Origin of the sequence: Paenibacillus sp. FSL H7-0703 (genome assembly GCF_038003485.1) — a bacterium.
GTDB classification, from domain to species: Bacteria; Bacillota; Bacilli; order Paenibacillales; family Paenibacillaceae; genus Paenibacillus; species Paenibacillus polymyxa_B.
In genome coordinates, this window is sequence record NZ_JBBOPF010000001.1 from 597,888 (window position 1) to 621,532 (window position 23,645).

18 protein-coding genes and 2 pseudogenes are annotated in these 23,645 nt (G+C 45.2%); 5 read left to right on the forward strand and 15 right to left on the reverse strand.

Annotated features, from left to right (window positions below; all coding sequences use genetic code 11):
• Positions 1-28: 28 nt before the first annotated feature.
• The 3 genes from MHB46_RS02120 to MHB46_RS02130 form a co-directional block, all read right to left on the reverse strand.
• A complete protein-coding gene (locus tag MHB46_RS02120; protein WP_103047573.1) occupies positions 29-577 on the reverse strand; it encodes a GNAT family N-acetyltransferase in 549 nt (182 codons plus the stop codon).
• A gap of 288 nt (positions 578-865) precedes the next feature.
• Entirely contained in the window at positions 866-1,369 is a 504-nt protein-coding gene (locus tag MHB46_RS02125) for a ferritin (RefSeq protein ID WP_013310291.1), read from the reverse strand.
• Positions 1,370-1,503: 134 nt separating this feature from the next.
• Complete coding sequence (locus tag MHB46_RS02130) at positions 1,504-4,452, reverse strand: glycoside hydrolase family 48 protein (RefSeq protein WP_341163677.1); 2,949 nt, start codon at positions 4,450-4,452, stop codon at positions 1,504-1,506.
• Between the two features lie 316 nt (positions 4,453-4,768).
• Here MHB46_RS02130 and MHB46_RS02135 point away from each other — a divergent pair, with 316 nt between their 5' ends.
• The gene (locus tag MHB46_RS02135) at positions 4,769-5,137 is read left to right on the forward strand and encodes a DUF423 domain-containing protein (protein WP_061831662.1); all 369 of its coding nucleotides are present in this window, start codon (positions 4,769-4,771) and stop codon (positions 5,135-5,137) included.
• Positions 5,138-5,228: 91 nt separating this feature from the next.
• Here the strand turns inward: MHB46_RS02135 and MHB46_RS02140 are convergent, their stop codons facing one another.
• Positions 5,229-6,092 (reverse strand): sugar phosphate isomerase/epimerase family protein, encoded by an 864-nt coding sequence (locus tag MHB46_RS02140; RefSeq protein WP_341161440.1) that lies wholly within the window; start codon positions 6,090-6,092, stop codon positions 5,229-5,231.
• A gap of 19 nt (positions 6,093-6,111) precedes the next feature.
• Complete coding sequence (locus MHB46_RS02145) at positions 6,112-6,846, reverse strand: thioesterase II family protein (RefSeq protein WP_341161441.1); 735 nt, start codon at positions 6,844-6,846, stop codon at positions 6,112-6,114.
• A 190-nt stretch (positions 6,847-7,036) separates the two neighbouring features.
• Between MHB46_RS02145 and MHB46_RS02150 the strand changes: the two are divergent.
• From MHB46_RS02150 to MHB46_RS02160, 3 genes and pseudogenes are all read left to right on the forward strand, one after another.
• Positions 7,037-8,932 (forward strand): annotated as a pseudogene (locus tag MHB46_RS02150) (GH36-type glycosyl hydrolase domain-containing protein); the annotation flags it as partial.
• 95 nt (positions 8,933-9,027) lie between these two features.
• On the forward strand, positions 9,028-10,152 hold the full coding sequence (locus tag MHB46_RS02155; RefSeq protein ID WP_341161442.1) for a GGDEF domain-containing protein: 1,125 nt from the start codon (positions 9,028-9,030) through the stop codon (positions 10,150-10,152).
• 170 nt (positions 10,153-10,322) lie between these two features.
• Positions 10,323-10,841: an NAD(P)H-dependent oxidoreductase gene (locus MHB46_RS02160; protein WP_341161443.1), complete on the forward strand. Its 519-nt coding sequence runs from the start codon at positions 10,323-10,325 to the stop codon at positions 10,839-10,841.
• A gap of 88 nt (positions 10,842-10,929) precedes the next feature.
• Here MHB46_RS02160 and ectB read toward each other — a convergent pair whose 3' ends face one another.
• Positions 10,930-12,192 carry a diaminobutyrate--2-oxoglutarate transaminase gene (gene ectB, locus MHB46_RS02165; protein WP_061831657.1) on the reverse strand — a complete coding sequence of 421 codons (1,263 nt, stop codon included), beginning with the start codon at positions 12,190-12,192 and terminating at the stop codon, positions 10,930-10,932.
• A gap of 592 nt (positions 12,193-12,784) precedes the next feature.
• On the opposite strand from ectB, the gene MHB46_RS02170 reads away from it, so the two are divergent.
• The gene (locus MHB46_RS02170) at positions 12,785-13,471 is read left to right on the forward strand and encodes a response regulator transcription factor (RefSeq protein ID WP_165179665.1); all 687 of its coding nucleotides are present in this window, start codon (positions 12,785-12,787) and stop codon (positions 13,469-13,471) included.
• A 5-nt stretch (positions 13,472-13,476) separates the two neighbouring features.
• On the opposite strand, the gene MHB46_RS02175 is transcribed toward MHB46_RS02170, so the two are convergent.
• The 9 genes and pseudogenes from MHB46_RS02175 to MHB46_RS02215 all read right to left on the reverse strand — a co-directional run bounded on the left by MHB46_RS02175 (position 13,477) and on the right by MHB46_RS02215 (position 23,618).
• Positions 13,477-16,038, reverse strand: a complete 2,562-nt coding sequence (locus tag MHB46_RS02175; protein ID WP_341161444.1) for a response regulator — start codon at positions 16,036-16,038, stop codon at positions 13,477-13,479.
• Positions 16,039-16,184: 146 nt separating this feature from the next.
• Complete coding sequence (locus MHB46_RS02180) at positions 16,185-18,185, reverse strand: methyl-accepting chemotaxis protein (RefSeq protein WP_341161445.1); 2,001 nt, start codon at positions 18,183-18,185, stop codon at positions 16,185-16,187.
• A 400-nt stretch (positions 18,186-18,585) separates the two neighbouring features.
• Positions 18,586-20,684 (reverse strand): annotated as a pseudogene (locus tag MHB46_RS02185) (thioredoxin domain-containing protein).
• Between the two features lie 74 nt (positions 20,685-20,758).
• Positions 20,759-20,974, reverse strand: coding sequence for a hypothetical protein (locus MHB46_RS02190; RefSeq protein ID WP_341063682.1), 216 nt, complete (start codon positions 20,972-20,974; stop codon positions 20,759-20,761).
• Entirely contained in the window at positions 20,964-21,431 is a 468-nt protein-coding gene (locus MHB46_RS02195; RefSeq protein ID WP_341161446.1) for an ArpU family phage packaging/lysis transcriptional regulator, read from the reverse strand. The genes MHB46_RS02190 and MHB46_RS02195 overlap by 11 nt, the downstream gene beginning before the upstream one ends.
• A 73-nt stretch (positions 21,432-21,504) precedes the next feature.
• Positions 21,505-22,188, reverse strand: coding sequence for a putative metallopeptidase (locus tag MHB46_RS02200; protein WP_341161447.1), 684 nt, complete (start codon positions 22,186-22,188; stop codon positions 21,505-21,507).
• 194 nt (positions 22,189-22,382) lie between these two features.
• A complete protein-coding gene (locus MHB46_RS02205; RefSeq protein WP_341161448.1) occupies positions 22,383-22,682 on the reverse strand; it encodes a helix-turn-helix domain-containing protein in 300 nt (99 codons plus the stop codon).
• Between the two features lie 206 nt (positions 22,683-22,888).
• On the reverse strand, positions 22,889-23,335 hold the full coding sequence (locus tag MHB46_RS02210) for a BC1872 family protein (RefSeq protein WP_341161449.1): 447 nt from the start codon (positions 23,333-23,335) through the stop codon (positions 22,889-22,891).
• Positions 23,336-23,375: 40 nt separating this feature from the next.
• Complete coding sequence (locus tag MHB46_RS02215) at positions 23,376-23,618, reverse strand: ASCH/PUA domain-containing protein (RefSeq protein ID WP_341161450.1); 243 nt, start codon at positions 23,616-23,618, stop codon at positions 23,376-23,378.
• Between the last annotated feature and the right edge of the window lie 27 nt (positions 23,619-23,645).

Genomic DNA, 23,645 nt, shown 5'->3' on the forward strand with positions numbered 1-23,645 from the left:
CGGCTTCGTCCGTTCCCTATGATCGCGTCTAATTTCGGTTAGCTGTCTCGGCTTCATTTTTTTCACGAATGTAGGTGGAGAATAATTCAGGATTCACCACTTTGCGCAGTAAGTGCATCGTCCCGTCCCCTGTTCCATGGTCAAAAGCATGGATACGTTCATATCCCCAACGCTCGTACATGGATAGCAAATAGGGATGCTTTTCCGCAGTCGCCAGCGTCACAGCAGGAGCACCGACCTTGTCACGAATAACCGTTTGCTCTACCCAATTCAGCAGTTTTTTCCCATATCCTTTGCCCTGGGCAGCCGGGTCTACAGCAAACCACATCACAAACGGTAGATCGGTTATAAAATTAAGGGCTCTATTTTTGAGATGGCTAACGGTAGCCTGAATAACACCGTCTACTTCCAGCACATAGCAATCATTATTTTTAATGTTTTCTTGAATGAGAGCAACGTCTGCCTGAGCGGCAGGCCATCGAAGCTCCAACTGCCGAATTGTTTCATACGCCTCATACGTCACATACTGCAATCTTTCTGCGTCCTCCTGGAGTGCCAGACGATAGATTTCACTCATACTAACCCGCCTCCTTATAATGTTTTTATAAAACGAGTGAACCACTATATAACTATTCCCATCTATTTAATAAGATATAAAAGTTAACATAACTGTAGCATGCTCACCATTCAGCGACAAATTAATTTTTTCTATAACTCCATTTAAAATAACAATAGCCCCTCGAAAGATGAGAATTCATTAATTAAAGTCAACGCAAAAAAGCCCGAAAATCGGGCTCCTCTACTTTCTAGACGAATAAAATACTGGCCATATCTCCGGCATTCAAAACACACCATGTAAGCTGTATTACTCCGCAGGGGCAGTAAAGCTGCGTTTGGCAAACTCGCTGTCCAGCATATAAAAGGCATTGCTGTCTCTTTCAATGCGTTTAAGCTTCTGGATAACACTGTCGAACAGAGCTTCCTCTTCGACTTGCTCATCAATAAACCATTTCAGGAAATGGATCGTTGCATGCTCGCGTCCATCGAGGGCCAAGTCAGCCAGATGATAAAATTTTTGCGTGTTTTGCTGCTCATGCTTGTAGCCATGCTCAAATACATCCAGCATGGAATCGTAGCTATTTTTCGGCTCCGGCAATGCAGCCAATGTGGCGCGTCCTCTACGGTCATTAATGTATTTATACAGTTTCATGGCATGAAACCGTTCCTCCTCAGCTTGTACCAGGAAGAAGTTTGCAAACCCATCCAGACTTTCACTGGAGCAATAAGCAGCCATCGCCAGATATACGTGAGCGGAGTAAAATTCAAAGTTCATTTGCTCATTCAGAGCCTGTGCCAAATTGTCATTCATGTCTCAGGTCACCTCGGTCATGTATGTAGTGATGTAACGATCATAGTGTACCACGAATCCGATCACAAAAAAATGGACGGAAGTGAATTCAGTGCTCTCACGTTCCGTCCGCAATTTCCACAATCAGTTCACAATCAAGGCTCCAGCCCCCAGACACGTTTGTCGTTTATATACAAAGGTGCTTTGTCCCAATCCGTATAAGATGTCTTGGTTGGATCATAGGAAAAATCATCACTTTCGTTATAGTTGCTCCAATCCGCCTTGTTCATGCGAATCTGAATATCCCCTGTGTTTTCCCCTGCTGTCAGACTTCCCGCACCAGCTCCAAAGGAGATTTCCAGATAATAATCTGCGCCTGTAACGGCCTTATCCAGTTTCACAAAACGTCCCTGAACGTTACTACTGCCCAACTGTGCATAGTCACAATGGAATTCCTGTGGCTTGTCGCCATCTACAGTGTAGTAGTATCGCAGCTTGACATTTTTCAGATCAACTGCCTCTTTGCCCTTGTTTACTACACGGAACAGTGGCCGAATCTGGTTATCTCCCGGGTTGGTGTCACCCACGCGATATTGTGCAATCACATCTCCCGTTACTGGAATGGGTGCTGCCGTAGGCTTGGCACTGACCTCGGCAGAATCCGGGCCGGTTCCTAAAGAATTTGTTGCATTTGCCACATAATAATAAGTGGTTTCATTCACCACTCCTGTATCCTTGTAAGTGCTGTCTGTTACCGTTGCTACTGTGGTATAAGGGCCACCACTGGTTGTCGAGCGCTTGACCGTATAGCTATCGGCACCCGTCGCTTTGCTCCAGGTCAGTGTAACCTGAGCATCCCCAGCATTTGCCTTCACATTTGCCGGAGCTTTGGGAGCTGTCGGCTCGGTTGGTCCACCACCGTTAATGAGACGGTCATACTCGGCATAAGCCGTTGCCATATCCACTTGGGACCAGAAACGATGATACGTAAATTCTGGAGCGCCTTTATCCCATTTTTTGGTCTGATTGTTCCAAGAAGTCATGTATTTATCTTTGAGATAAGACCATTGCGGATCTTTAGTGATATTAGGCCGGATGTCACTATAGCTGGAATACGTACCATTACCGCCTTTGGACGGATCAGACGGTGTAGCACCTGTGCCAGGGATTGTGTTGCCTTGTCCAGTCTTACCGCTCCAGCCGCTCGGAATATACACTTCTTTAGTGAAATAGCGATAATAATCCTCGCGCGCTTCCTTCGTTGTAATGCCTATACCATCATTATAACCCCATGCAGCATCAAGCAAAGCTTTAGACAGATCCTTAGCTTCCTTGCCTAACTCGGAATAGTCTCCTTTTTCAGCTTTCGTTCCAGCAGCAAAAAAAGTAAGTGCTTTAACATAGCTGCCCAGCACTCCGGCATCCTGCCCTGGATTCTTTGTTACCACATGGAGATTGGTATTCCCTTTATGATTGGCAAATCCGCTCCAGGTTTCAGGCTTTCCGCTCCATTCCAGATTGCTCGGCAGCCAGAATTCCCCTTTAGCTGCTGTAGTAGCCACTTTCGGATTCTTGCCACCCAGAATACGCTTACCTTGAGCGTCCAAATAGTATCCCTGTGCATCAGTCACAGGCCGTTCGTTGGCAAATACATAGCTCTTGGACCACGCTATCCAGTTTTCCGTCACTTGTTTAGCCATTTTAAACTGCTCGGATGAAGTATCCCCTTTCTTGGCTAAAATGTAGTACAGCTCGGCAACTCGCTCGACAGGCCAAGCCTGCATCCCGAACCAGTTGTTCGACGGTGGATCGTTATATACAGGAGCCCCTGTATAAGCCATGCCATAAAAGGTACTTGTGCCAGATGGATAAGCCTTGTAGGCACCATCCCAGCTATTCGTCGCTCCGCCTGCAATGGCCCCCTCATCGGATTGCAGCCAAGTATAAAACTCGAGTTGGCGCTTCAGCGAGGTCGCCCAGTCCTGTCCCGCCGTTGGTGAATTCGGTATTAATCCACCATCTTGATCGGACAACGCATACGCTGCGACGACATTTTGGTAGCCCTGATGCGCATGGCTGGCACCAATTCGCCAAGCCCAGTTGCCGCTTTGGCCAAGTCCGCCGCCCCAAGCCGTATACCATGCCATCAGATAAAGACTGGCATCCTTCCCCGTACCAGCAATAGGACTTCCATTGGAAGCGCTTCCGATTTTCTGGAAGTATTTATCGTACATGCCGTACCGCAAAAAGTCTCCCATCTTTTTGGCTTTATCCAAATATACGGAGTTGTCATATCCCAATTCCTTAGCCCAGTACATCGCTTGAACTGCCCGTGCATCCGCATCGGTGGCATTCGTGTAGCGCCATTGCTGTGCCGGGGCATTATTTTCCTTAGTGAACAGGCTCATAAAGCCTTCATTAGGCTTGCCAAACTTATGATTATCTTGTGATGGATGCGGTACAGCCTCCCAGACTGATTCCTGTTCCCCACGCTGGAAGGTGTTTACATAGGCAGCTGTATGCGACGGATTCAGCAGATTGCCAAAGCCGTACCAATTATCCACATCCAACAACCAGTGCATCAGATAAGTCTGGTTGTTGCCATAGGTTGCCTTCAGCTCAGAATCCAGTGGATCCTTGCCAGCACCATACTGACCACTCAAACGGCTTGGGTACTGATCCGGCTGCGAATATTCTGCGGCATAAGTGGCGGGGCTGTTCGGATTATAGTTACTCATTGTCGGTTGCTCTTCCTTACCGTCCCCTTCATTAACAGGAATGATATATTTCTCCATGTTGTCCCATGCGGATTCCAAATGCCCCCAATCCCCGGTATAATGACCATACAGCACTTCCAGCCACATCCAGTAGCTGTACGCTTCCGAAGTCGTTAAGTGTCCGTAATCCGGAGCCTCGCTCATGAGCGTTTCAACGGAATGATAAGGGATGCCTTCTTTTGAAAAGTATCCGCTAGCCGGATCCTTCAGCTGTTTATACAATTGTAGAAAGCGTGTCGATTCCGGTGTTGCGGCTGATGCACGGTCGGGTCCTGCCTGAAATAAGCCCAAGGTTAATGGAAGTACCAAAATGGCTGACATGACCATAGAGACAGATTTCCTGAACACTGATTTTCTGCTGATCACTTTTGCATTCATCCTCTCCATTATCAATTTTGGCTTTACACAAGATTTTATTCCGAAAAACGACAGCACAAAAAGACAGCATCATCACCTCACTTTCCCCTAAAAAAGGTGGAGGACACGCTGTCTATTGCTCCAAATGCTTCGCATTGGCCCTGGAAAAAATATACCACACTAGGCGCCAAATGAGAGTCGAAAAATTCTATAAGTTTAGAGATTCACAAGGAAAATTGACGAAATCGATTGGAATCGGTACTATTTCACAGGGAGGCGTTAAAACATGAAAATTTTGCTATTGCTTGGTTGTATCGTGATGTTTTTAGCCGTAGCTCTGGGAGCGTTCGGCGCGCATGCATTGAAAAAAAGACTTTCCGCAGACATGCTCAGCATATTCCAGACAGGAATTCAATATCAAATCGCTCATGGACTGGGTTTGCTACTGCTTGGAGTTCTTGCTGACAGCCTTGTCCATTCTTCTCTCATCGTAACCGCAGGTTGGGTTATGCTAGTGGGTATTCTCCTGTTTTCCGGCAGTCTGTATGCCCTTAGTATATCCGGTGTGAGAAAGCTTGGGGCAATCACTCCCCTTGGCGGGTTGGCTTTTTTGGCAAGCTGGGTCATTGTAATCGTGGCGGTTGTGCAAGGTTAAAGAAGGATAAAGGAACGGAGACTTGGAAAAGGAGGCGCTTCCAAGTCTCTCAATTATTAACGCAGCATTCCTGATTATATGAAAGAATGCACTATCTCGTCTGCACTTGTTGCACTTGTTGCGCTTTCTGAGCGGCTATCCGATGACCTTCGATATAACGTCTGGATTCAGCCATCTCATGCTCCTGAGCAGCTTCCATAATAATATGAACCCCCGGCTTGTACTGCTCCAGTAGTTCCATGTAGAGGCCATAGTTCATGTCTCCAAAACCCGGCGGCACCGTCTCAATTTCACCTGACGATGACAACCGCCGGTCTTTGGCATGCGCTGCGATAATCCGGGGGCCTAGCAGTTGGAAAGCTTCGCGGATGATCTCATCCTGTTGCGCCAGATTTTCCGTTTTCAGCAGATTACCCGGATCAATCACAACACCGATGTGTGAAGAAGGTACTTCCTCCAGAAAGGTAGCCAACTCTACGGCGGTTCCGACCAAGTGATCGTTTGCAGCTTCCAATCCTACGAATACGCCCCACTTCTCCGCTTCATCTGCTAATTCACGCACTACTTCCCTTACAACTCTCCAGTCACGTTCCGTATAGGCAGTACCGTCCTCATTACGTCCGACTTCAGCTGCAACCATTGGTGCTCCTAACAGACCCGCATATCGGATCAGCTCTTTGAAGCGCTCTACATTTTCACGCAGCAATTCCTCATCCTGTATAAAAAAATGTAAATAGCACCCGAGCACCGATATGGATACACCATGCTTACGAAATTCTTCTGCGATAGACAGTGCCAATCCCGGATTGAACTTACCCGGTTTATTAAAATCTACATCACTGATCGCTCTCCACGGAGCCAGCTGAACATGAGTAAAGCCCGCTGCGCCTACCTTTGCAGCCAAATCACGATAAGGCAACTTGCCAAACAAATGTGCCAATACACCTACTGTCACTAAAAATCACCTCTTGTTTTTATTGTTGTATGCTACTTGTCACCGAACTCTGCTCCAAGGTCTCATTGATGATGTGCGTAATCCGTTCCACTTCATCAAGAATAAAAAAGTGTCCTCCCTCAAAGGTAAACATACGAAATTGCTGATCCGTATGGTGTGCCCATGCCTCCGCATCTTGTAAGGTCACCGTGTTATCGGTCATTCCCGTCAAAGCGGTGATAGGACAATGTAAAGGTACGGCTTTAGCCATGTACTTGTACAACTCGACAGCTTTGAAATCCGCTCTTAGCACTGGCATAAAATATTCGTATAATTCCCGATTGTCAAAAATCGCTTCCGAAAGCTGACCGTACCGCTGCAAATGCGTCCTGAACTGATCTGCGGGCAGATCGTGTAACCACGGGGAATTTCTTGGGACATGCGGTGCCCGTCCACCTGAAACGAACAGATGAGCAGGCTTGCCATATCCACCGGCCACCAGCTTGTAGTACAGCTCGAATGAGATCATCGTCCCCATACTGTGACCGTATATGGCATAAGGATCGCCGGGGGCTATCTCTTCGCTGATCTTGTGCAACAGATCCTCGCTCATCTCCTCAATGCTTTCCTTTAGCGGTTCCCCAGAACGAATACCTCTTCCAGCTAATTCCAGTGGAACAAGCTTAATCTGCGGAAGCAGCAACTTTTTCCATTTGAAGCTGACCGACGCCGATCCGCCTGCATACGGGATAAAAAATAATGTGATAGGTGCCATTCTTGCAACCTCCTGCCTTGCTAAGTTCTAACTTTTTCATTTTAGCATAAAAAGGTATATTTACCCATTTCAAATATTTTGCAAATTCCAGAAGAATGCTTGAGAAAATCAAGCACATTTTGTATAAGGCAGGAAATGTTTTTCTAAAGAAAGAACGGCTTTATGTTTGAATATAATCATGTGTTGGGCCTTAGGTAATGAACGATTTTTTGGACTAATCTCTAATACAGGTGGCGGCTATGCATTTTACCGGGATGGCTCGCTTACGTCGCTTAACACGTTACCGGTACAACAATATTCCAGTCGACAATGGCGGTCGCTATTTTTATATTTATGATAACGGGGATTATTGGACTCCAGGCTGGATGCCGGTCAAACGGGAGCTGGAGCAGTATGAATGCCGCCATGGACTTGGCTATACCTCAATTATGGGGGAACGCAGCGGTATTCGGGTCACGCAACTAGCTTTTGTGCCCTTATCCTTTGACGGCGAGGTCCATCAGGTTAAGCTTCATTGCGCAGTTTGCGGATGAATCTGATGTAGAACGAGCGTTGAGTGAGCTGCGAACTTATTGGAATAATCTGCTGTCCAAGTATATCCTTCAAAGCCACGACGACAAGCTGAACCGAATGGTAAACATATGGAACCCTTATCAGTGTATGGTTACGTTCAATATGTCGCGTTCCGCTTCGTATTTTGAATCTGGTATCGGATGTGGAATGGGCTTCCGGGATTCGAATCAGGACTTGCTCGGCTTTGTCCACCAAATACCGGAGCGGGCACGGGAACGGATTATCGACATTGCCTCTACTCAATTTGAAAACGGGGGAGCTTATCATCAGTACCAACCGTTAACCAAAAAAGGAAATCACGAGGTTGGCGGTGGCTTTAACGACGATCCGTTGTGGCTTATTGTCGGTACCGCAGCGTATATCAAAGAAACGGGAGACTTTGCCATACTGGACGAACAAGTGCCCTTTGACGGTAATGTAGAGCGTACGGCTACGCTGTTTGAACATTTGAAGCGTTCTTTTTACCACGTTGTGGATAATCTAGGCCCGCATGGTCTTCCACTCATTGGCCGGGCTGACTGGAACGACTGTCTGAATCTCAACTGTTTTTCTGCTACACCAGATGAGTCCTATCAGACAACTCAGAATCTGGAGGGTCGAATAGCCGAATCCGTGTTCATCGCCGGATTATTTGTATATACGGGACCGGATTTTATTGAGCTTTGCAAGCGCAGAGGATTGGATGAGGAAGCGGCAACCGCTCAAGCATATGTGGATCGTATGCAAACAGCCACATTGGAGCATGGTTTTGACGGGGAATGGTTCTTACGTGCTTATGACCATTATGGAGACAAAATAGGGAGCAAGGATTGTGAAGAAGGTCAAATTTCATTGAACCTCAAGGTTTCTGTGTCATGGCAGGAATTGGTGTTGAAGAAGGTCTAGCTCAAAAAGCTCTCGATTCTACACGTAATCGGTTAGAAACTCCCTACGGCATCATGTTGCAAAATCCACCGTATTCTCGCTATTACATCAACCTGGGCGAAATCTCATCTTATCCTCCCGGTTATAAGGAAAATGCCGGTATTTTCTGTCACAATAACCCGTGGATTATGATGGCGGAAGCCGTAATAGGACGTGGGGACCGTGCTTTCGAGCTGTATAGCAAAATTGCACCCGCCTATCTGGAGGACATCAGCGACATTCACCGCACCGAGCCGTATGTGTACGCTCAAATGATTGCGGGCAAGGATGCTGTTCGTGAAGGCGAAGCCAAAAATTCCTGGCTGACGGGTACAGCGGCATGGAACTTTATAGCTATTACTCAATTCATTCTCGGTATTCAGCCTGAATGGGATGGTCTGCGTATTGATCCGTGCATTCCTACAGCCTGGGACGAATTCACAGTCACCCGTGTCTTCCGCGGTGATACCTACGTGATTCATATCACGAATCCACAGCATGTCTCCAAGGGTGTAGTTACAGTTACCTTAGATGGCACCGTCCTTACGATAATATTCTGCCGGTTGCAGGGGACGGGGCTATCCACCAAGTAAAAGTGTTGCTAGGCTAGCAAGTTCATGGCCTTCAAAAAAATTAGCTTCAACTTCATCACATAGTATCTTATAATACGAGAATGGCTAAAGATACATTAAGTGTGGTGACATCATGAACAAGACAAAACGGCTTACTCAAACCATGGATTACAAAACAAAGCAAGCCCGCTGGGTACGCAAAATGTTATTACTGTATTGGATGATTATAGCTGTACATTTTATCGTCCAGCTGGGCAGCTACTTATTTCTTGATTACCACGCTTCGCCTTATGAATTTTACGTCGGAACCCTCATTGTTCCCACGCTAATCATGAGTGGTTCCAACTTACTGGCAGAGTTGGCTCATTTTAAATTTAACAGGTATTCTTTTGCGATCCTGTTTATGGCAAGCTCCGTCATTTGCTGGATGATTATTCGCCTAAATTATGATATCCGGATTATTCCTGCGCTATGTTTGTTGCCTATTTTCTCTTCTATTCTGTTCTTCAATCGTCGCTTAATATGGCTTTCCTTTGTATTGCAAGTGGTCGTCTTTTTTCTGTTGCTGGCAGCAGATGGATCATTCCGCAGCTATTTGTCAGACTTTGATATCGTGGCGATTCCAACCTTTTTAATTATATCCACCTTTATTGCTCTCATTATTCAGGCCAGCGGCCGCGATTTGTTAGTGGATTTGTATAAAACAAAGCGTGCCCAACAGGAATTAATGATCAGTAACGCGATTATCAGCAAAATGTCAATGACTGATGGTTTGACAAAGCTCTACAATCATTTGTCCTTTCAAAACTTTTATGAAAAAGCACTCGAATATGCTGAACAAGGCGCGATCATCCATCTGGCGTTAGTGGATATTGATAATTTCAAGAAGATCAATGATACTTACGGACACCAGTTCGGAGATAAAATTTTGGAAGGCATCTCGCAAATCATTACAGAGCAGATTACCGCAAATGACATTGCGGCTCGCTATGGCGGTGAGGAATTTGCTATTTTGATGTTTGAGCATACTTTCGAAGAAGCTTATCAGATCGTCGAAAACATCCGGCGTGAAGTGGAGAAAATGACCTTTCAGGAGAAATTGCAAATCGTTTCTGTAACCGTAAGCATTGGACTGAAAAGCTATACAGAGGAAATGAACAAAGATAAAGATGTATTTTTTCAGCAAGCAGATGACTATCTGTATCAAGCTAAGCGCTCCGGGAAAAACAAAATTGTTGCTCTTAATCATATCGCTTAATGTAAAAACACTTCATTTGATGAGACTCCGGCATGAGCTTGCCGGAGTCTTTTGAATATAGAACTTAAAATGTAATAGAGTTGACAATTCCATAAGTTGAAACTAAAATAGTTACATATGTATTGGTTATTTACTTACAATAAATAAGTTCGAAGGAGCTGGTTTTTTAAATGTCAACCCTCGTTATTGTCGTTCACCCTGATCTTGTGGAATCTCGCATTAACAAAAGATGGGTGCAAGAACTCAAGAAACAATCCGGCGTGACCGTTCACAACCTGTATGAAGTATATCCTGATGAGCAAATCAATGTCGCCCAGGAGCAGGAATTGCTAGAGCAGCATGACCGTATCGTTCTGCAATTCCCTTTTTACTGGTACAGCACTCCTTCCCTGCTGAAAAAATGGCTGGATAAGGTTCTAACCTACGGCTGGGCGTATGGAAGCGAAGGTGGCAAGCTACAGGGCAAAGAGTTGTTGATCGCCTTGTCTGCTGCCAGCGTTGAGGAAAATTATCAACGTGACGGACGGAACAGGTATACGATCGAAGAGCTGTTGAGACCTCTGGAAGCTACAGGCCATATGATTGGTGTCAAATTGCTCCCTTATTTCGTACAATATGGTGCTGCAGTATTGACTGATGAGCAACTAGAGCAATCCGCACAAAAATACGCGCAAACGGTTATTTCTTAATTTTTTACTAGAAAGCCCCTTGGACGGTGCCCGCCAAACCTGCTTTACAGCAGACGGCAGCTCCAGCCAAGGGGCTTTACTGATCGATTTACATCGTAACCAAGGTACTGGTTACTTGTGCCATACTTTCTTTAATAATTTCGCAGCCCTTACGCAAGTTTTCCAAGCTTATCGTTAACGCTGGCATAATTTTAATTACCGTATCGTTACGCCCAGCACGTTCAATAATGAGCCCCCTACTAAAGCAGAGAGACGCTACCTCTTTGGCGAACGCTTCTCCCAGATGAGACACATCAATTCCCCAGATCAATCCCATGCCACGAATTTCAATAAGAGGATCTATCGATTGGATATGTTCACGTAAGAACTGCTGAACAAAAGCCTCTTTTTCCTTCACTTGTGCTTCCAGCTCTACCGTATCTCTGAACTCCAGCGCAGCCTTTGCCCCGACGAAAGCAAGCTGATTTCCACGGAAGGTGCCGTTATGCTCACCCGGACTCCATATATCCAATTCTGGCTTCAGTAGCAACAGAGACATTGGCAATCCGTATCCACTGATCGATTTGGACAAAACAACCATATCAGGAACAATTCCCGCCCGCTCGAATGAGAAGAACGATCCAACCCGGCCGCAACCGACTTGAATATCGTCAACAATGAGCAAAATATCATGATCATCGCACAGCTGTCGCAAATCACGCAGCCATTCGGTCTCTGCAATATGAATACCGCCTTCAGCCTGTACCGTTTCCAAAATGATCGCGGCAGGCTTTTCCACACCCGAATGGGTGTCTGTTAAAAGCTGCTCCATATACAAAATGGTATCCATTCCGTTAAATGTGCTGTTATAAGGTATGAAGGTAACATTGTTCAGGGGAACCCCTGCGCTCTCTCTCATGGAGTTGTTGCTGGTAATAGATAAACTACCCAGCGACATCCCGTGGAACGCGCCCATAAAAGCAAAAATACCATTTCTGTTTTTCACCTTGCGTGCAAGTTTCAGTGCTGCTTCCACTGCATTAGTTCCGGTCGGTCCGCAAAATTGCAGCTTATAATTCAAGCCCTTGGGCTGGAGAATACGCTCTGAAAAAGACTCCATAAACTCTTGCTTGGCCGTCGTGTACATATCCAGACCATGCATAATCCGGTCGGAAGTTAAATAATCCAATATCCGATTTTTCATAAAATCATTATTGTGCCCATAGTTCAAAGCCCCTGCACCGGCAAAAAAGTCAATGTAGCCCTTGCCTGCCTCCGTGTACAGTACATCGTTTTTAGCTTTGTTGAAAACAACTGGAAAACTTCTGCAATAGGATCTTACATTGGACTCCAGCACTTCGAATGTGTTCATGATCTCTCGTCCTCCCGCTGACCTGATTTTAAAAAATACAAGCATGGAAAGCAAAAAAATGTAAATATGTAATCTAAAAGAGTAGACAGTCTGAATTCACAATGGGATATCCACACCAAAGAATCATAAGTATGATCGCAAGAACAATTAAAGTACGAAAATTAAATACAGAGATAGCACATTGAGAGTAAGTTAGTAGAAGATTAAATAGTGGGTTTTTCTAAGAGGCCTATCAGAGGATGTCAACTCCTATGTAATAAAATACCATAATTTTCATTTAAGTCAATGCATGTTTCTGAGGTGTTTTGTTAAATTTTTGTAATTTATTATCAACGGCTTGTAGTATATTGTTATAAGAAAACGAAAATTGTCGTATTATAGAAATAAATCTCAAAAATAGTACATTTCCATATCAAATAGATATACATCTGGACTATTTGTCCACAGGATTGCCACAACAAACCTGATCTTTTGACAGACTGTCCAAAGGAGTTTACTCTATCAACAGGACCTGCCAAAAACTTGTTGTAAACTATTGCAGCTATCCTAACTATTTGGCTCGAATTTGATAGAAAGATAAGGAAATATGATCATGTCTAATGTTTTAATTATTGAAGATGACAATATGCTGGGAGATACCCTTTCCTTGTATTTAACAGGAGAAGACTACAACGTTACTCGAGTGGAACAAGCGTCTGAGGGTATTGCTAGGCTTGAGATCGTACAGCCCGATATTATTTTGCTGGATCTGTTGCTTCCAGATTTGGATGGAATGAATCCCTGCCCACTGATACGCAAGCATACGGACGTGCCCATCATCGTGATTTCTACAGAAAACAACATATCAGAGCGCATTCGTACACTTACGTTGGGAGCAGATGATTATATTTGCAAGCCTTTTAGTATGCAAGAGCTAAAAGCACGGATAGAGGCTCTTTTCCGTCGTATTGAAATCACACGCTTGCAAGGAAGAGGCAGAGCACCTGAACCTGAAACGGGCATTACTTTGGATCTAGCGAAAAGAATGATTACCGTTAACGGACAGAATGTGGAGACAACATATTCAGAATTTGAGCTCATGAAGCTTTTTTATTTGAACCGGGGAATTGTATTCAGCAGGTATGCTTTGATTCAAGCTCTCCGTGGCACAGACTCCTTTATTAATGAGAGGGCTGTGGACGTACATATTAACCATTTACGCAGAAAAATTGAAAAAGACCCTAAGAAACCGCAATTGATCAAGACCATCTGGGGAATCGGCTACAAATTTATGCAATAATACGGTCAGCTCCAGGGAAGTGATGACTTGATCTGATTAATCTCCTTCTGAACCATACTGAGTTGCTCTTTCCAGTCCGGATACAGTTCACCTGTTGAGGTTTCATTGCTGCGCTTCAATGCCTTTTCCAGCTCTATCACCTTTGCCAGCAGCTCTGGCGCGCATAGATTCCCCGTTCCTCCCTTAAGCGAGTGGATTAATCGAAGAGCAGAAGATAACTGCCCATTGCCCATTTTTTTCACTACTCTCTTATCAAGATGCTGGTATTCTTGAATCCATTTATAAAGGGCAAATTGAAAAATATACACCTTGCCATCCATAGCGGTTATCGCCTGCTCTGCGTGAATACCATGTAAATCTTGCAGCCACGCTAAGTTAATCCAGCTAGTTAACACTCTAGCAGCGTTCAGCTCATGGATAGGCTTGAGAAGCACGGCATTAATACCGGCACGAAGACAAACTTCCTGTTCATGCTGCACAGCATCAGCGGTAAAAGCGATAATGGGAAGTCTGTTAAAAGCTTTGTTTCTCCGAATATGTCTCGCCGTCTCAAAACCATCCATCTCTGGCATATGCAGATCAAGCAACACCATATCCCAGTAACGCAGTTCCAGTAACGCTATTAGTTCTCTTCCGTTCGTGACCATCGTTACCTCAAAGTTACGCTCTGCTAAAAACTCGGTAATTACCACCTGGTTAATTTCGTTATCCTCTGCTATGAGAATTTGATACTTCTGTGTTGTATCCCCCACCTCATTGCGGGAACTCATGGTCACATGAGTCTCCAGAGTATTACCATCTGCAGGCACTGACTGTTCCTTCTTCCAGCAGAGAACCTCCAGCAGAGCGTTCCGGGTAACGGGCTTGGACAAAAAGGCATCGATCCTATGATCCATGTCCCCATCAGCTATGGTTTCCATCTGAAACACGGTTGTAAGTCCAATGATCTGAGTTATCTGCCTATCCAGCATTTGAAGCCATTGCCTCCGGGAGTCCAGTTCTCTAAAACCTTCCATCCCCATATCAATGATAACAAAATCAAAATGCTCACCCTTTTGAAAAGCGTCCATACTTTCTTGGAAGGATGAAATAGTGAATGGTTTTAATCCCAAATCTTGCAGTAGTTCGTTCAAGCTGTATTTCACCAGTTCATGTTGTGCAACAATTAAGGCTTTGCCTTTGATTTGTTTTTCTATTCGTGTGCTTCCCGCATTCAATTCCCCGGTATCCAACTCGACATTAAAGTAAAATTGACTGTACTCTCCTAATTGGCTTTTCACCTCTACTTTCCCCCCCATAGCTTCAGCCAAATGCTTGCTAATGGCCAAACCCAGCCCAGAGCCCCCATATCTGCGGCTGGTTGAGGTACTCGCCTGGATAAAAGGGACGAATAGCTTGTCCATACACGTCTCAGAAATTCCTATTCCCGTATCTTCTACCATAAAAGAAACGCCTACTCGTCCGCCCTGCTGACTGAGCATTTTCACCTGTAACAATACATGTCCCTGATCCGTAAACTTGATGGCGTTGGTCAGAAGATTTGAAAGCACCTGCTCCATTCGAAGCGGATCACCCTTAAACCTTTTCGGTAACGCCAGGTCCGTTATAAATACGATCTCTATTTCCTTATCTTCCAGCAAAGTTCCAACGGTATCTGCGAGATGCCGAAGCATTTTTTCCGGCTCAAATTCTACCTTTTCCAGTTCCAGACTGCCGGCTTCCATTTTGGAAAAATCCAATACGTTACTGAGCATGGATGAAAGGGTACGCGAGGAGGCAAGAAGCTTGTCGAGGTAATCTCTTTGAACGGCAGTCAGTTCAGTCTTATTCAATAGCTTTGACAGACCGATGATTCCATTCAGCGGGGTGCGGATTTCGTGACTCATATGAGCCAAAAAAATGCTTTTCGCATGGTTAGCCTCGTCCATCTCCATTCTCTTCTGCTCGGAGGCTTTATACTCTGTAATATCCAACACGTGACCGATAACATACCCAGTAATCCCGTCCTCCATAACCGGATGTAAGGTAATGAGAGCCGAATATTCCCAAAACTCCAATTCAAATACGGTTCGATCACCAAACCAAGCTTGCTTGTAGTATTGACTAAGCTGCTCCATCGTTTCAGAGGAAAGCTCCAATATGTCCCCGAGACGCTTCACATGCTCCCTTTTGTTGTAGTTGACTTGCAGATTCAGACCTACGCGCTCCAGCAATTCCCCTTCAAGCAGCCTATAATAAAATTCATCACCACTTTTCTCCAGCCTGAAGGTAAAACCCGGTTGGACCCGAAGTAAATTCAGCAGATCACGGTCTTTGTTTAACAAACGTTGTCCATATGTATACTTAGCGGTCATTAAAGTGTGCACAAACAGAATCATGAACATTAGACCAATCCCTAGCTCCAGCAAGCAGGTCAGCAGTGTTTTATCACTTATGCCAAAATATAAGAACAGAATTCCTGCCACTCCATAAAAAACACCTGTAATCGCCTGACGAACAAGCTGACGCTGAAAAATTAAAACTAACAATAATATCACGATAGCACATAGCATTAAATCTCGAACCAAGTGTTCGCCCCCCTTATAATCTTCCATGTTTTGTACAATAAATCGAAAATATAAAAAAACTCAGGACAGATTCCTTATGCCATAAGGCTTAAAGAACTGTCCCGAGCATTCATTGTACTATAGATTCCATAGGGTTCAAGCTCGTTTTAATATTTGAAACGACTGATCATCACCTTCAAATCAGTAGCCATGGTTGAAAGCAACTGTGCAGAAGCTGATATTTCCTCCATGGAAGCCAGCTGCTCTTGTGAGGAGGCGGCAACTTCCTCAGATGTGGCGGCATTACCGGTTGCAATCGTCGCCAGTTCGTTGGCTGTCGCTGCAATCTCTTGTACACTGGCTGATATTTGCTGTGCAATCGCAGCGACCTCCTCTACCTGAGGTGTTGTCTCTCGAATGCCTTCCATCGCATGACCCAACTTGACAATGGTTGCTTTGGAAATCTGCAGTCCATCCTGCACCTCAGTCGTAACCCTGTCCATCGTCTTCACTGTTGTTTCGGTTTCATGCTGAATTTCGGCAATCAAGGTGGCAATCTGTGTGGCGGATGTCTGAGACTGCTCTGCCAGCTTGCGCACCTCATCAGCAACGACGGCAAAGCCTTTTCCATGATCACCCGCTCTGGCTGCCTCAATAGCTGCATTCAATGCCAGCAGGTTTGTCTGATTGGAGATATCGCCGATAACCTTCGTAATTTCACCGATTTCATGAGAGCGGGCTTGCAAGGTTTGAATCATCTGGTTGGAACGCTCTACTGATTGATGAATGGAATTCATTTGCTCACCTGTCTGCTCAACAGACTTTCGTCCTTCCTCGGCTTGCAAGGCAGATCGTTTGGCCAAATCGGCTACCGAAATCGAGCGTTCAGCGATTTGGGTGATTCCTTGTGCAATTTCATCGAGGGCCACCGAATTATTTTCCAGCCCTGTAGTCTGCTTCTCTGCACCACTGGCTATTTCTTGCACAGCCTGGGACACCTGCTCACTTGCAGCACTGGTTTGTTCCGCGCTTATTGTCAGTTCATTCGAAGAAATTGCGACATGATCTGCACTGTTCCCTACGTTCTGAATGACAGATCGCAAGTTATTCTGCATATTTTGAAAAGCCACTCCTAATTCTCCGATCTCGTCCTCGCTCTTTACTTGAATGTCCTGTGTCAGATCTCCGGCGCTCACATTTACCGCTTGTTCTTTTAACTTTAAAATCGGTTTGATGATGGAACGGATCAGGAAATAAACGATGATAATACCAATCACAAGACAACCGATGATGGTTAGTAAAGTGCTGATCAAAATCGGTCCTGCTGCCTCATCGACTTCAGACAAATATAGCGTTCCGCCTATCTTCCAGCCAGTTAGCTTGTTAGTCGCATAGTTCATATATTTGGGCTGTCCTTCATACTCATACTCGTATTCACCAGCATCGCTCTGAAACATGCGTGATTCAATATCTGTAATTTTGGTGCCCGCTTCCTTCGTCGGATGTACAATGTAAGTATGGTTGCTGTCCAGCAATATAGCATAACCCTCATGACCTACTTTAATATTGTTCAACGTCTCTTTAATACCACTTATTTTCAGGTCAATGCCAATAACACCCGATCCATCTGACGTTGCCTTGGACACCGTAACCGTCATTTGCTTCGAGCTTGCCGAAAGATAGGGAGAACTAATCGCTGTCTTTGCTTGCTCCTTTATCGCTTTATCGTACCAAGGTCTGACTCGTGGATCATAATTATCCGGTAATTGCTTCTGTGGATAGGTTGTAAATTTACCGTCCTTCGTACCATAAGAAATGGATTCTGCTTCAGGATGAAGTGCAGCATATTGCTTAAAAAACTCTTCCAGTTTGGCCGCTTGTTCCTCCGTCTCTACCCGATTGCCTTTTAGTCTTTCTGCAAAATATTCTGCATCATGTACCTTGGGTTCAATAGTACTATCAATAATAAAATTAGTGCGGATGATAGCCTGCTCGGCACTTTCTTCAATCTGGTTTCGAATCTGCTGACTAGCGCTCACAAACGACAAAGCCCCCACGATCATGGACGGTAAAATCAGAAATGCAATAAAGGCGACCATTAGCTTCGTTTTAAAATTTTTGCTGAGCATCCTTGCGACTAGCCACTTTTTCCCCGATAACTTCTTCATTAATAAACATCTCCATTTCATTACCTGGATTTCCTAACCTATGGCGAACCTCTTCGTCTTGCCGATGACGACAATCACCCGACAGACTCTCTTTCACATTTTTCACATCTGCTGCTAAAACGCTTGGACATAAAAGATATAAACACGCTAGTTAAATAGGTATATGTACTCATTTTCGAAAACAGCAAGGCTGGTCGGAACCGGTTCTTTGATATAATATACCTAAAAAATATTAAAAAAAATGCGTAGCATATGTTAAGAAAATATTAGTTTCATCTCACTATACCTACCTCTTAATATGAAAATAATCCCCTTGAAGGTAGCAAACATAAGGTCATTTTCGAAAATCACCTTATGCTTACTACCCCCGAGGGGATTAGGTTTGATCGCTTTATTCAGTTCAATCCAACAACACCTTCAGATCTTCAAGTCTGGTAACAGGTGCCTGACAGGTAAAATGCTCACACACATATACAGCTGGTTTGCCTTCCACAAGATTGTAATCACGGATATAAGAAACTGTCTCTGCAATCTCCGACTGTCCTTCATCCTTCAGAATAACGACCGTATTCGGCCTGAACCCCGCTCGAATCGCCTGAATGAACTGTACGGTCTGCGGATCGTCCCAATGACCTACAATCACAATCTCTTTTGTCGTTCCTGTTGCATACAGCAACGCGCTGAGCAAGGCTGAGCAGCCTGACGGGTAATGAGCAACCATGCCGCCAAAAGCCTTAAACTGCTTGGCTGCATAATTCTCCAATCGGGATTCACCCGTTAGCCGTGCAAGCCGCACAAAATTATGAGCCGCAATGCTGTTACCCGACGGAATCGCACCGTCATAGATTTCTTTAGGCTTGGCAATTAGCTGCTCACTATCTGACCCATAAAAGAATAATCCGTCCCGCTCCTCATCCCAGAATAAGTCGATCATATTTTGATTGAGCGTCAACGCCCGTTGCAGATACTCTATATCGAAGGTCGCCTGGTATAGCTCGATCAAGCCCCACACATAAAAAGCATAATCATCTACATAACCGGGATAAGCTGCTTCTCCGTCCCGATAACGTGCTAACAGCCGTCCGTTCTCCTGTTTCAAATGGTTCCACAAAAACGTCTCAGCTTTCTGAGCTTGCTCTGTATATCTTGTGTCTCCAAAAGCTTGTCCCGCCTTCGCCAGTGCAGCAATCATCAACCCGTTCCACGAGGTCAAAATCTTGTCATCCTTATGAGGATGAACCCGCTGTTCTCTGGCAGCAAACAGCTTGGCGCGTAGCTCACTAACCCGCTGTTCCAGTTCCTGCTCAGTCAAGTCATGTTTGATCCCATAGGCTTCCAGATTGATATCAATCAGGTTTGGAATGTTGTGGCCTTCAAAATTGCCGTAAGGTGTAATCCCATACAAATCGTTGAAAAAGGCGGCATCCTCATCGCCTAGTATAGCCCTTACCTCAGAGTCGTCCCAGACATAGAATCTCCCCTCTTCTCCTTCGGAATCCGCATCCTCCGCCGAATAAAAGGCACCCCCTGCATCCGTCATGTCTCTTGCGATATATGTAAAGATTTGTTCTGTAATCCGTCGGTACAGTTCCTTGCCTGTCACCTGCCAAGCTTCTGTATACGCGATGGCCAACAGAGCATTGTCATACAGCATTTTTTCAAAATGCGGCACCAACCATTTCTCGTCCACGGAGTATCGTGAGAACCCCATGCCTACGTGGTCGTAGATTCCGCCACGGGACATCGCATCTAGCGTTTTCTCTGCCATTTCCAGTGCCTGTTGATTCCCCGTATGCTGTGCATATCGCAGCAGAAAAGACAGGTTATGCGGAGAAGGAAACTTAGGAGCTTCCCCGAAGCCGCCATATTCCTTATCGAAGGTGTGGCTGTATTCATGGAAGGCTTTATTCAAGCTCTGTTCATCCAGTTCACCGCGATAACCTGCAAGCAAGTCCTGCCGCTCATGCTCGGTAAGTACCTGCTCACTCAGCTCCACCAGCTCTTCGGGTTGTTCTTTCCACCGGGCACCCACCTTGTCCAGCAGCTCCAACAGTCCGACACGGCCATACTTTTGCTCCTTGGGCAAATACGTCCCCGCAAAAAAAGGCTTCTGATCCGGCGTCATCAATATTGTCAGTGGCCAGCCTCCATGCCCTGTCATCGTCTGGCAGATGGACATATAGATATGATCCACATCCGGACGTTCTTCACGATCCACCTTAATGGATACGTAATCCCTGTTTAATAGCTCAGCCACTTCTTCATCCTCGAAAGATTCTCTCCCCATTACATGGCACCAATGGCAAGTTGACTTAAGCCCCACTAGGAATAGCCTACTGACAAAAATACAGGTTTACCCTCCCGAGAGGCTTTTTGAAAGGCTTCGGGGCCCCAAGCCATCCAATCCACTGGGTTATATGCATGCTGCAGTAGATAGGGAGACTTTTCATTTATTAAGCGGTTAGCCTTCCGTTCCTTGCCTTCAATAAACTCTCTCATCGTTAAACCTCCCAAAGACTTATATTCTTTCTTACACTTTCAATATAACCATTTCATAAGAAAACTAAAAGACCTCAAACGAGGTCTTTTGGATTGAATTTATAGAATAACTCATTGTATACCTTGTTGGCTGCTTTAATCGCTTCTTCCGAAGGATGGTTTAGAACAGTGGCTGTTATGTTATACCCCTGACTCCGGTACTTCACAACCTTTTGTCCTTCTTTATTATAACTTATTTCAGGAGTGGAGTTGTCCTCGTCCTCTTGATGTGCTATTTCTCTAGCTCCCACTTGCCCCTCCTCCTTCAACAATTATCTTTAAATCAAGTGCAAGCTTGTAAAATGCTCTCCACCTAATTTTGCTGTATGTCGGTTCGCTGATCGGCGGTTGAAATACGAAACTATACACCCGCTGATCCGTAATGTAGTCATGCTCCTTTGTCATGTACCGCGACTCAATCAGGAATCCTTCCATCTTGGGCATACGCTTAACAGCTCGTTCTATCCGCTCACAATATTCCTTACGATATGCCTCCGAATCCACATTATGAATGGCTATGTTGGCTGTCTGATCGCTAGTAACATTCGTCGGGCTGCTGCGCGGCATGTCGCTATATGCGGCTGTCGTGCTTGCCTCGCGTTCTTCAACACTGAGGTACTTGTATATTCTGTATTTCTCCAATGCGTCCTCCACAGCAGCCTGTGTCCGCTTCCGGTCGATCTCCGGTAAAAAACTCTGTTGACCCACCTTGTAATCACCTCATGCTCTGTATTAAGTAAATCCCCCGACCGAAGCCGGGGAGCGTATAAGTGCGGTCTGCTTAGAAAGGCAAATCGTCATCCGGGTTATCTCCACCTGCAGCACTTGCGGCAATCTCAGCGGCTGCGGCTTCTTCGTCATCAATAGGTAATTTCGCTTGGTTTGGATCGTTAATGTCAATTGTCCCGTCAGGATGGATATAACCCTTCACACCCTCACGCGGCTCCGCTGGCTTGTCCTGCGGCTTCTCTTCTTCCACCTTTGCAATATCCTCAATGGTGAGCTGGTTGGTTTCCGTCAGAGCTCTGGCGAGGCGCTTCACATCCTCCGTGATTGCTCCATGACGCTTGATTACCTCCGCGAAACCCTCAATGTCTGGTGGTAATGTAGTAAGCAACGGACGACCGTCTGCAGCCATTTTCGTTTTACCATGACGGTCATATTTAAGATCGAGTGTGAACAGCGCATGATCCAGTACATATCGACGCTGTGGTTCTGCCATCCGATTCCACATATCAGCGTTGAGATACAAAATCGCGTCTCGCTTCATTGTGCTCCGTAGATCATCCGCAAGAACTTTGAATTTGCCAAACAGGGTTTTACCTTTAGAAACCCATCCCCCATGTTTAAACAGAATAAGGAAGTCAGAGCCTGATAGGCTATCGTGATGTTTGTCAATCATGTCCTCCAGTAATTCGTATGTTTCGCGCGGAGCCTCAGAATGAAATTTTTGTGCTTTTGCCATGGGTGGCTACCCCTCTCAGTTGTTTATTTTTATTTATAGAAAACGAACAGTATCGACAACGCTATAATAGATGCAACACATATGCATGCCATGTTGCGGGCGGACTCTTTATTCTTATCTCCCTCAGCTACTGTTCCGAGAAAAGAGATTACTAGAATTGAGCCCAGCAGGATCTTAAACCACATAATTCCCGGTCACCCTTTCGGCTGATCTTTAGGAGCGAATTTATTTTTATATTTTTTGGACAGCTCGTGGATCACTCGCATTTTGGAGACACCGACCTGCTTGGCGATATCTGAACGAGATACACCCGCCTTTGCTAATCTGCGTATCTCATTGACAGTCTTTTTAGGGATAGGCTCATTCAGGCTATCGAGCAGTAAGTCCGGCACTGGAGTGGGAATATCCCAAGCACTTGAGCCCGGTAATTTGGGTCCCATACTACGCTGACGTTCCTTGATCTGACCGCCTGAGCGATATTGGCGTTTGATCATTCCGTTTACCTCCCCGCTATGATTAGGTGCAGGTGTTACCTACACCCTGAAAAGTATTTTTAACCCTCCAAGCTAGTCCCACGACATTTATTTACTAGGAGAGAGCATATATAATGGTTTCGTTGGTATACTCCAACATGCCCTCTCCCCTATATCCTAGTGTCCAACTCAACTATAGGGGAGAGGTTCCATGCCTCATCCCGAATTTATAAATCCATTACAGCCAATAGAGCAGACTTGCAACGTTGTTCAGGCGTGGCGTGGATGTAGTCAAATAACCCAACATATTCACCCGTGCTTACTACAACCTGTTTTAATGCCTGGCAATATTCAACGTGTAACCGCATCTTCTTAATCTTTTCTTCTACTTCCCATGCTAAGGATATGTCCGTGGAAAAATCCTTATCGCCATATACTGCATGTTTCATAATATTGATCTCTGAAAACGGGATTTTTGAATAACCTTCCATTTGAGACTTCCAGTTCTGCGACCTTTTGTATGGCTCTGGAGCACCCGGTTTTTGGAATGTCACGACGAGGTATTCGCCGCGCTGTTCTCGCCACGCAACCCATCCGAGTATATGTTCCTCAACCAATCTATCTAATGCTGTCCCTGCCTTCGTGGACAGTATTTTCTCTCTTGTCAATAACATGTATATCTCTCCTTTATAGGTAGTAGGCTTACAAACTTAATTACGGGGCTATATTCAAGCCCATGATTACAAATCCATCTTTTACATAGGCCGGATCAGACAAGATGTACGTAACCTCTACATGCGTGCTGTTGCCAGTGTACCCGGTATCTGGTGTCCACTCCCTGAGCTTGAGCAAATCACCGCATTGGTAAGGACGATCATTTTTCCGCACTTCGAACGGCTTATCTCCCGTACATACAGCGTGGAAGTAATCCGGTAGTATCTTTAGGTCATGAATCATGATTATGCTCCTTTGGTATAGGTAGTA

Excerpts from the sequence above, each read along its gene's own strand:
- MHB46_RS02120 (WP_103047573.1), bottom strand. The coding sequence starts at position 577 with ATGAGTGAAATCTATCGTCTGGCACTCCAGGAGGACGCAGAAAGATTG.
- MHB46_RS02125 (WP_013310291.1), bottom strand. The coding sequence starts at position 1,369 with ATGAATGACAATTTGGCACAGGCTCTGAATGAGCAAATGAACTTTGAA.
- MHB46_RS02130 (WP_341163677.1), bottom strand. The coding sequence starts at position 4,452 with ATGGTCATGTCAGCCATTTTGGTACTTCCATTAACCTTGGGCTTATTT.
- MHB46_RS02135 (WP_061831662.1), top strand. The coding sequence starts at position 4,769 with ATGAAAATTTTGCTATTGCTTGGTTGTATCGTGATGTTTTTAGCCGTA.
- MHB46_RS02145 (WP_341161441.1), bottom strand. The coding sequence starts at position 6,846 with ATGGCACCTATCACATTATTTTTTATCCCGTATGCAGGCGGATCGGCG.
- MHB46_RS02155 (WP_341161442.1), top strand. The coding sequence starts at position 9,028 with ATGAACAAGACAAAACGGCTTACTCAAACCATGGATTACAAAACAAAG.
- MHB46_RS02160 (WP_341161443.1), top strand. The coding sequence starts at position 10,323 with ATGTCAACCCTCGTTATTGTCGTTCACCCTGATCTTGTGGAATCTCGC.
- ectB (WP_061831657.1), bottom strand. The coding sequence starts at position 12,192 with ATGAACACATTCGAAGTGCTGGAGTCCAATGTAAGATCCTATTGCAGA.
- MHB46_RS02170 (WP_165179665.1), top strand. The coding sequence starts at position 12,785 with ATGTCTAATGTTTTAATTATTGAAGATGACAATATGCTGGGAGATACC.
- MHB46_RS02180 (WP_341161445.1), bottom strand. The coding sequence starts at position 18,185 with ATGAAGAAGTTATCGGGGAAAAAGTGGCTAGTCGCAAGGATGCTCAGC.
- MHB46_RS02200 (WP_341161447.1), bottom strand. The coding sequence starts at position 22,188 with ATGGCAAAAGCACAAAAATTTCATTCTGAGGCTCCGCGCGAAACATAC.
- MHB46_RS02205 (WP_341161448.1), bottom strand. The coding sequence starts at position 22,682 with ATGATCAAACGCCAATATCGCTCAGGCGGTCAGATCAAGGAACGTCAG.
- MHB46_RS02210 (WP_341161449.1), bottom strand. The coding sequence starts at position 23,335 with ATGTTATTGACAAGAGAGAAAATACTGTCCACGAAGGCAGGGACAGCA.
- MHB46_RS02215 (WP_341161450.1), bottom strand. The coding sequence starts at position 23,618 with ATGATTCATGACCTAAAGATACTACCGGATTACTTCCACGCTGTATGT.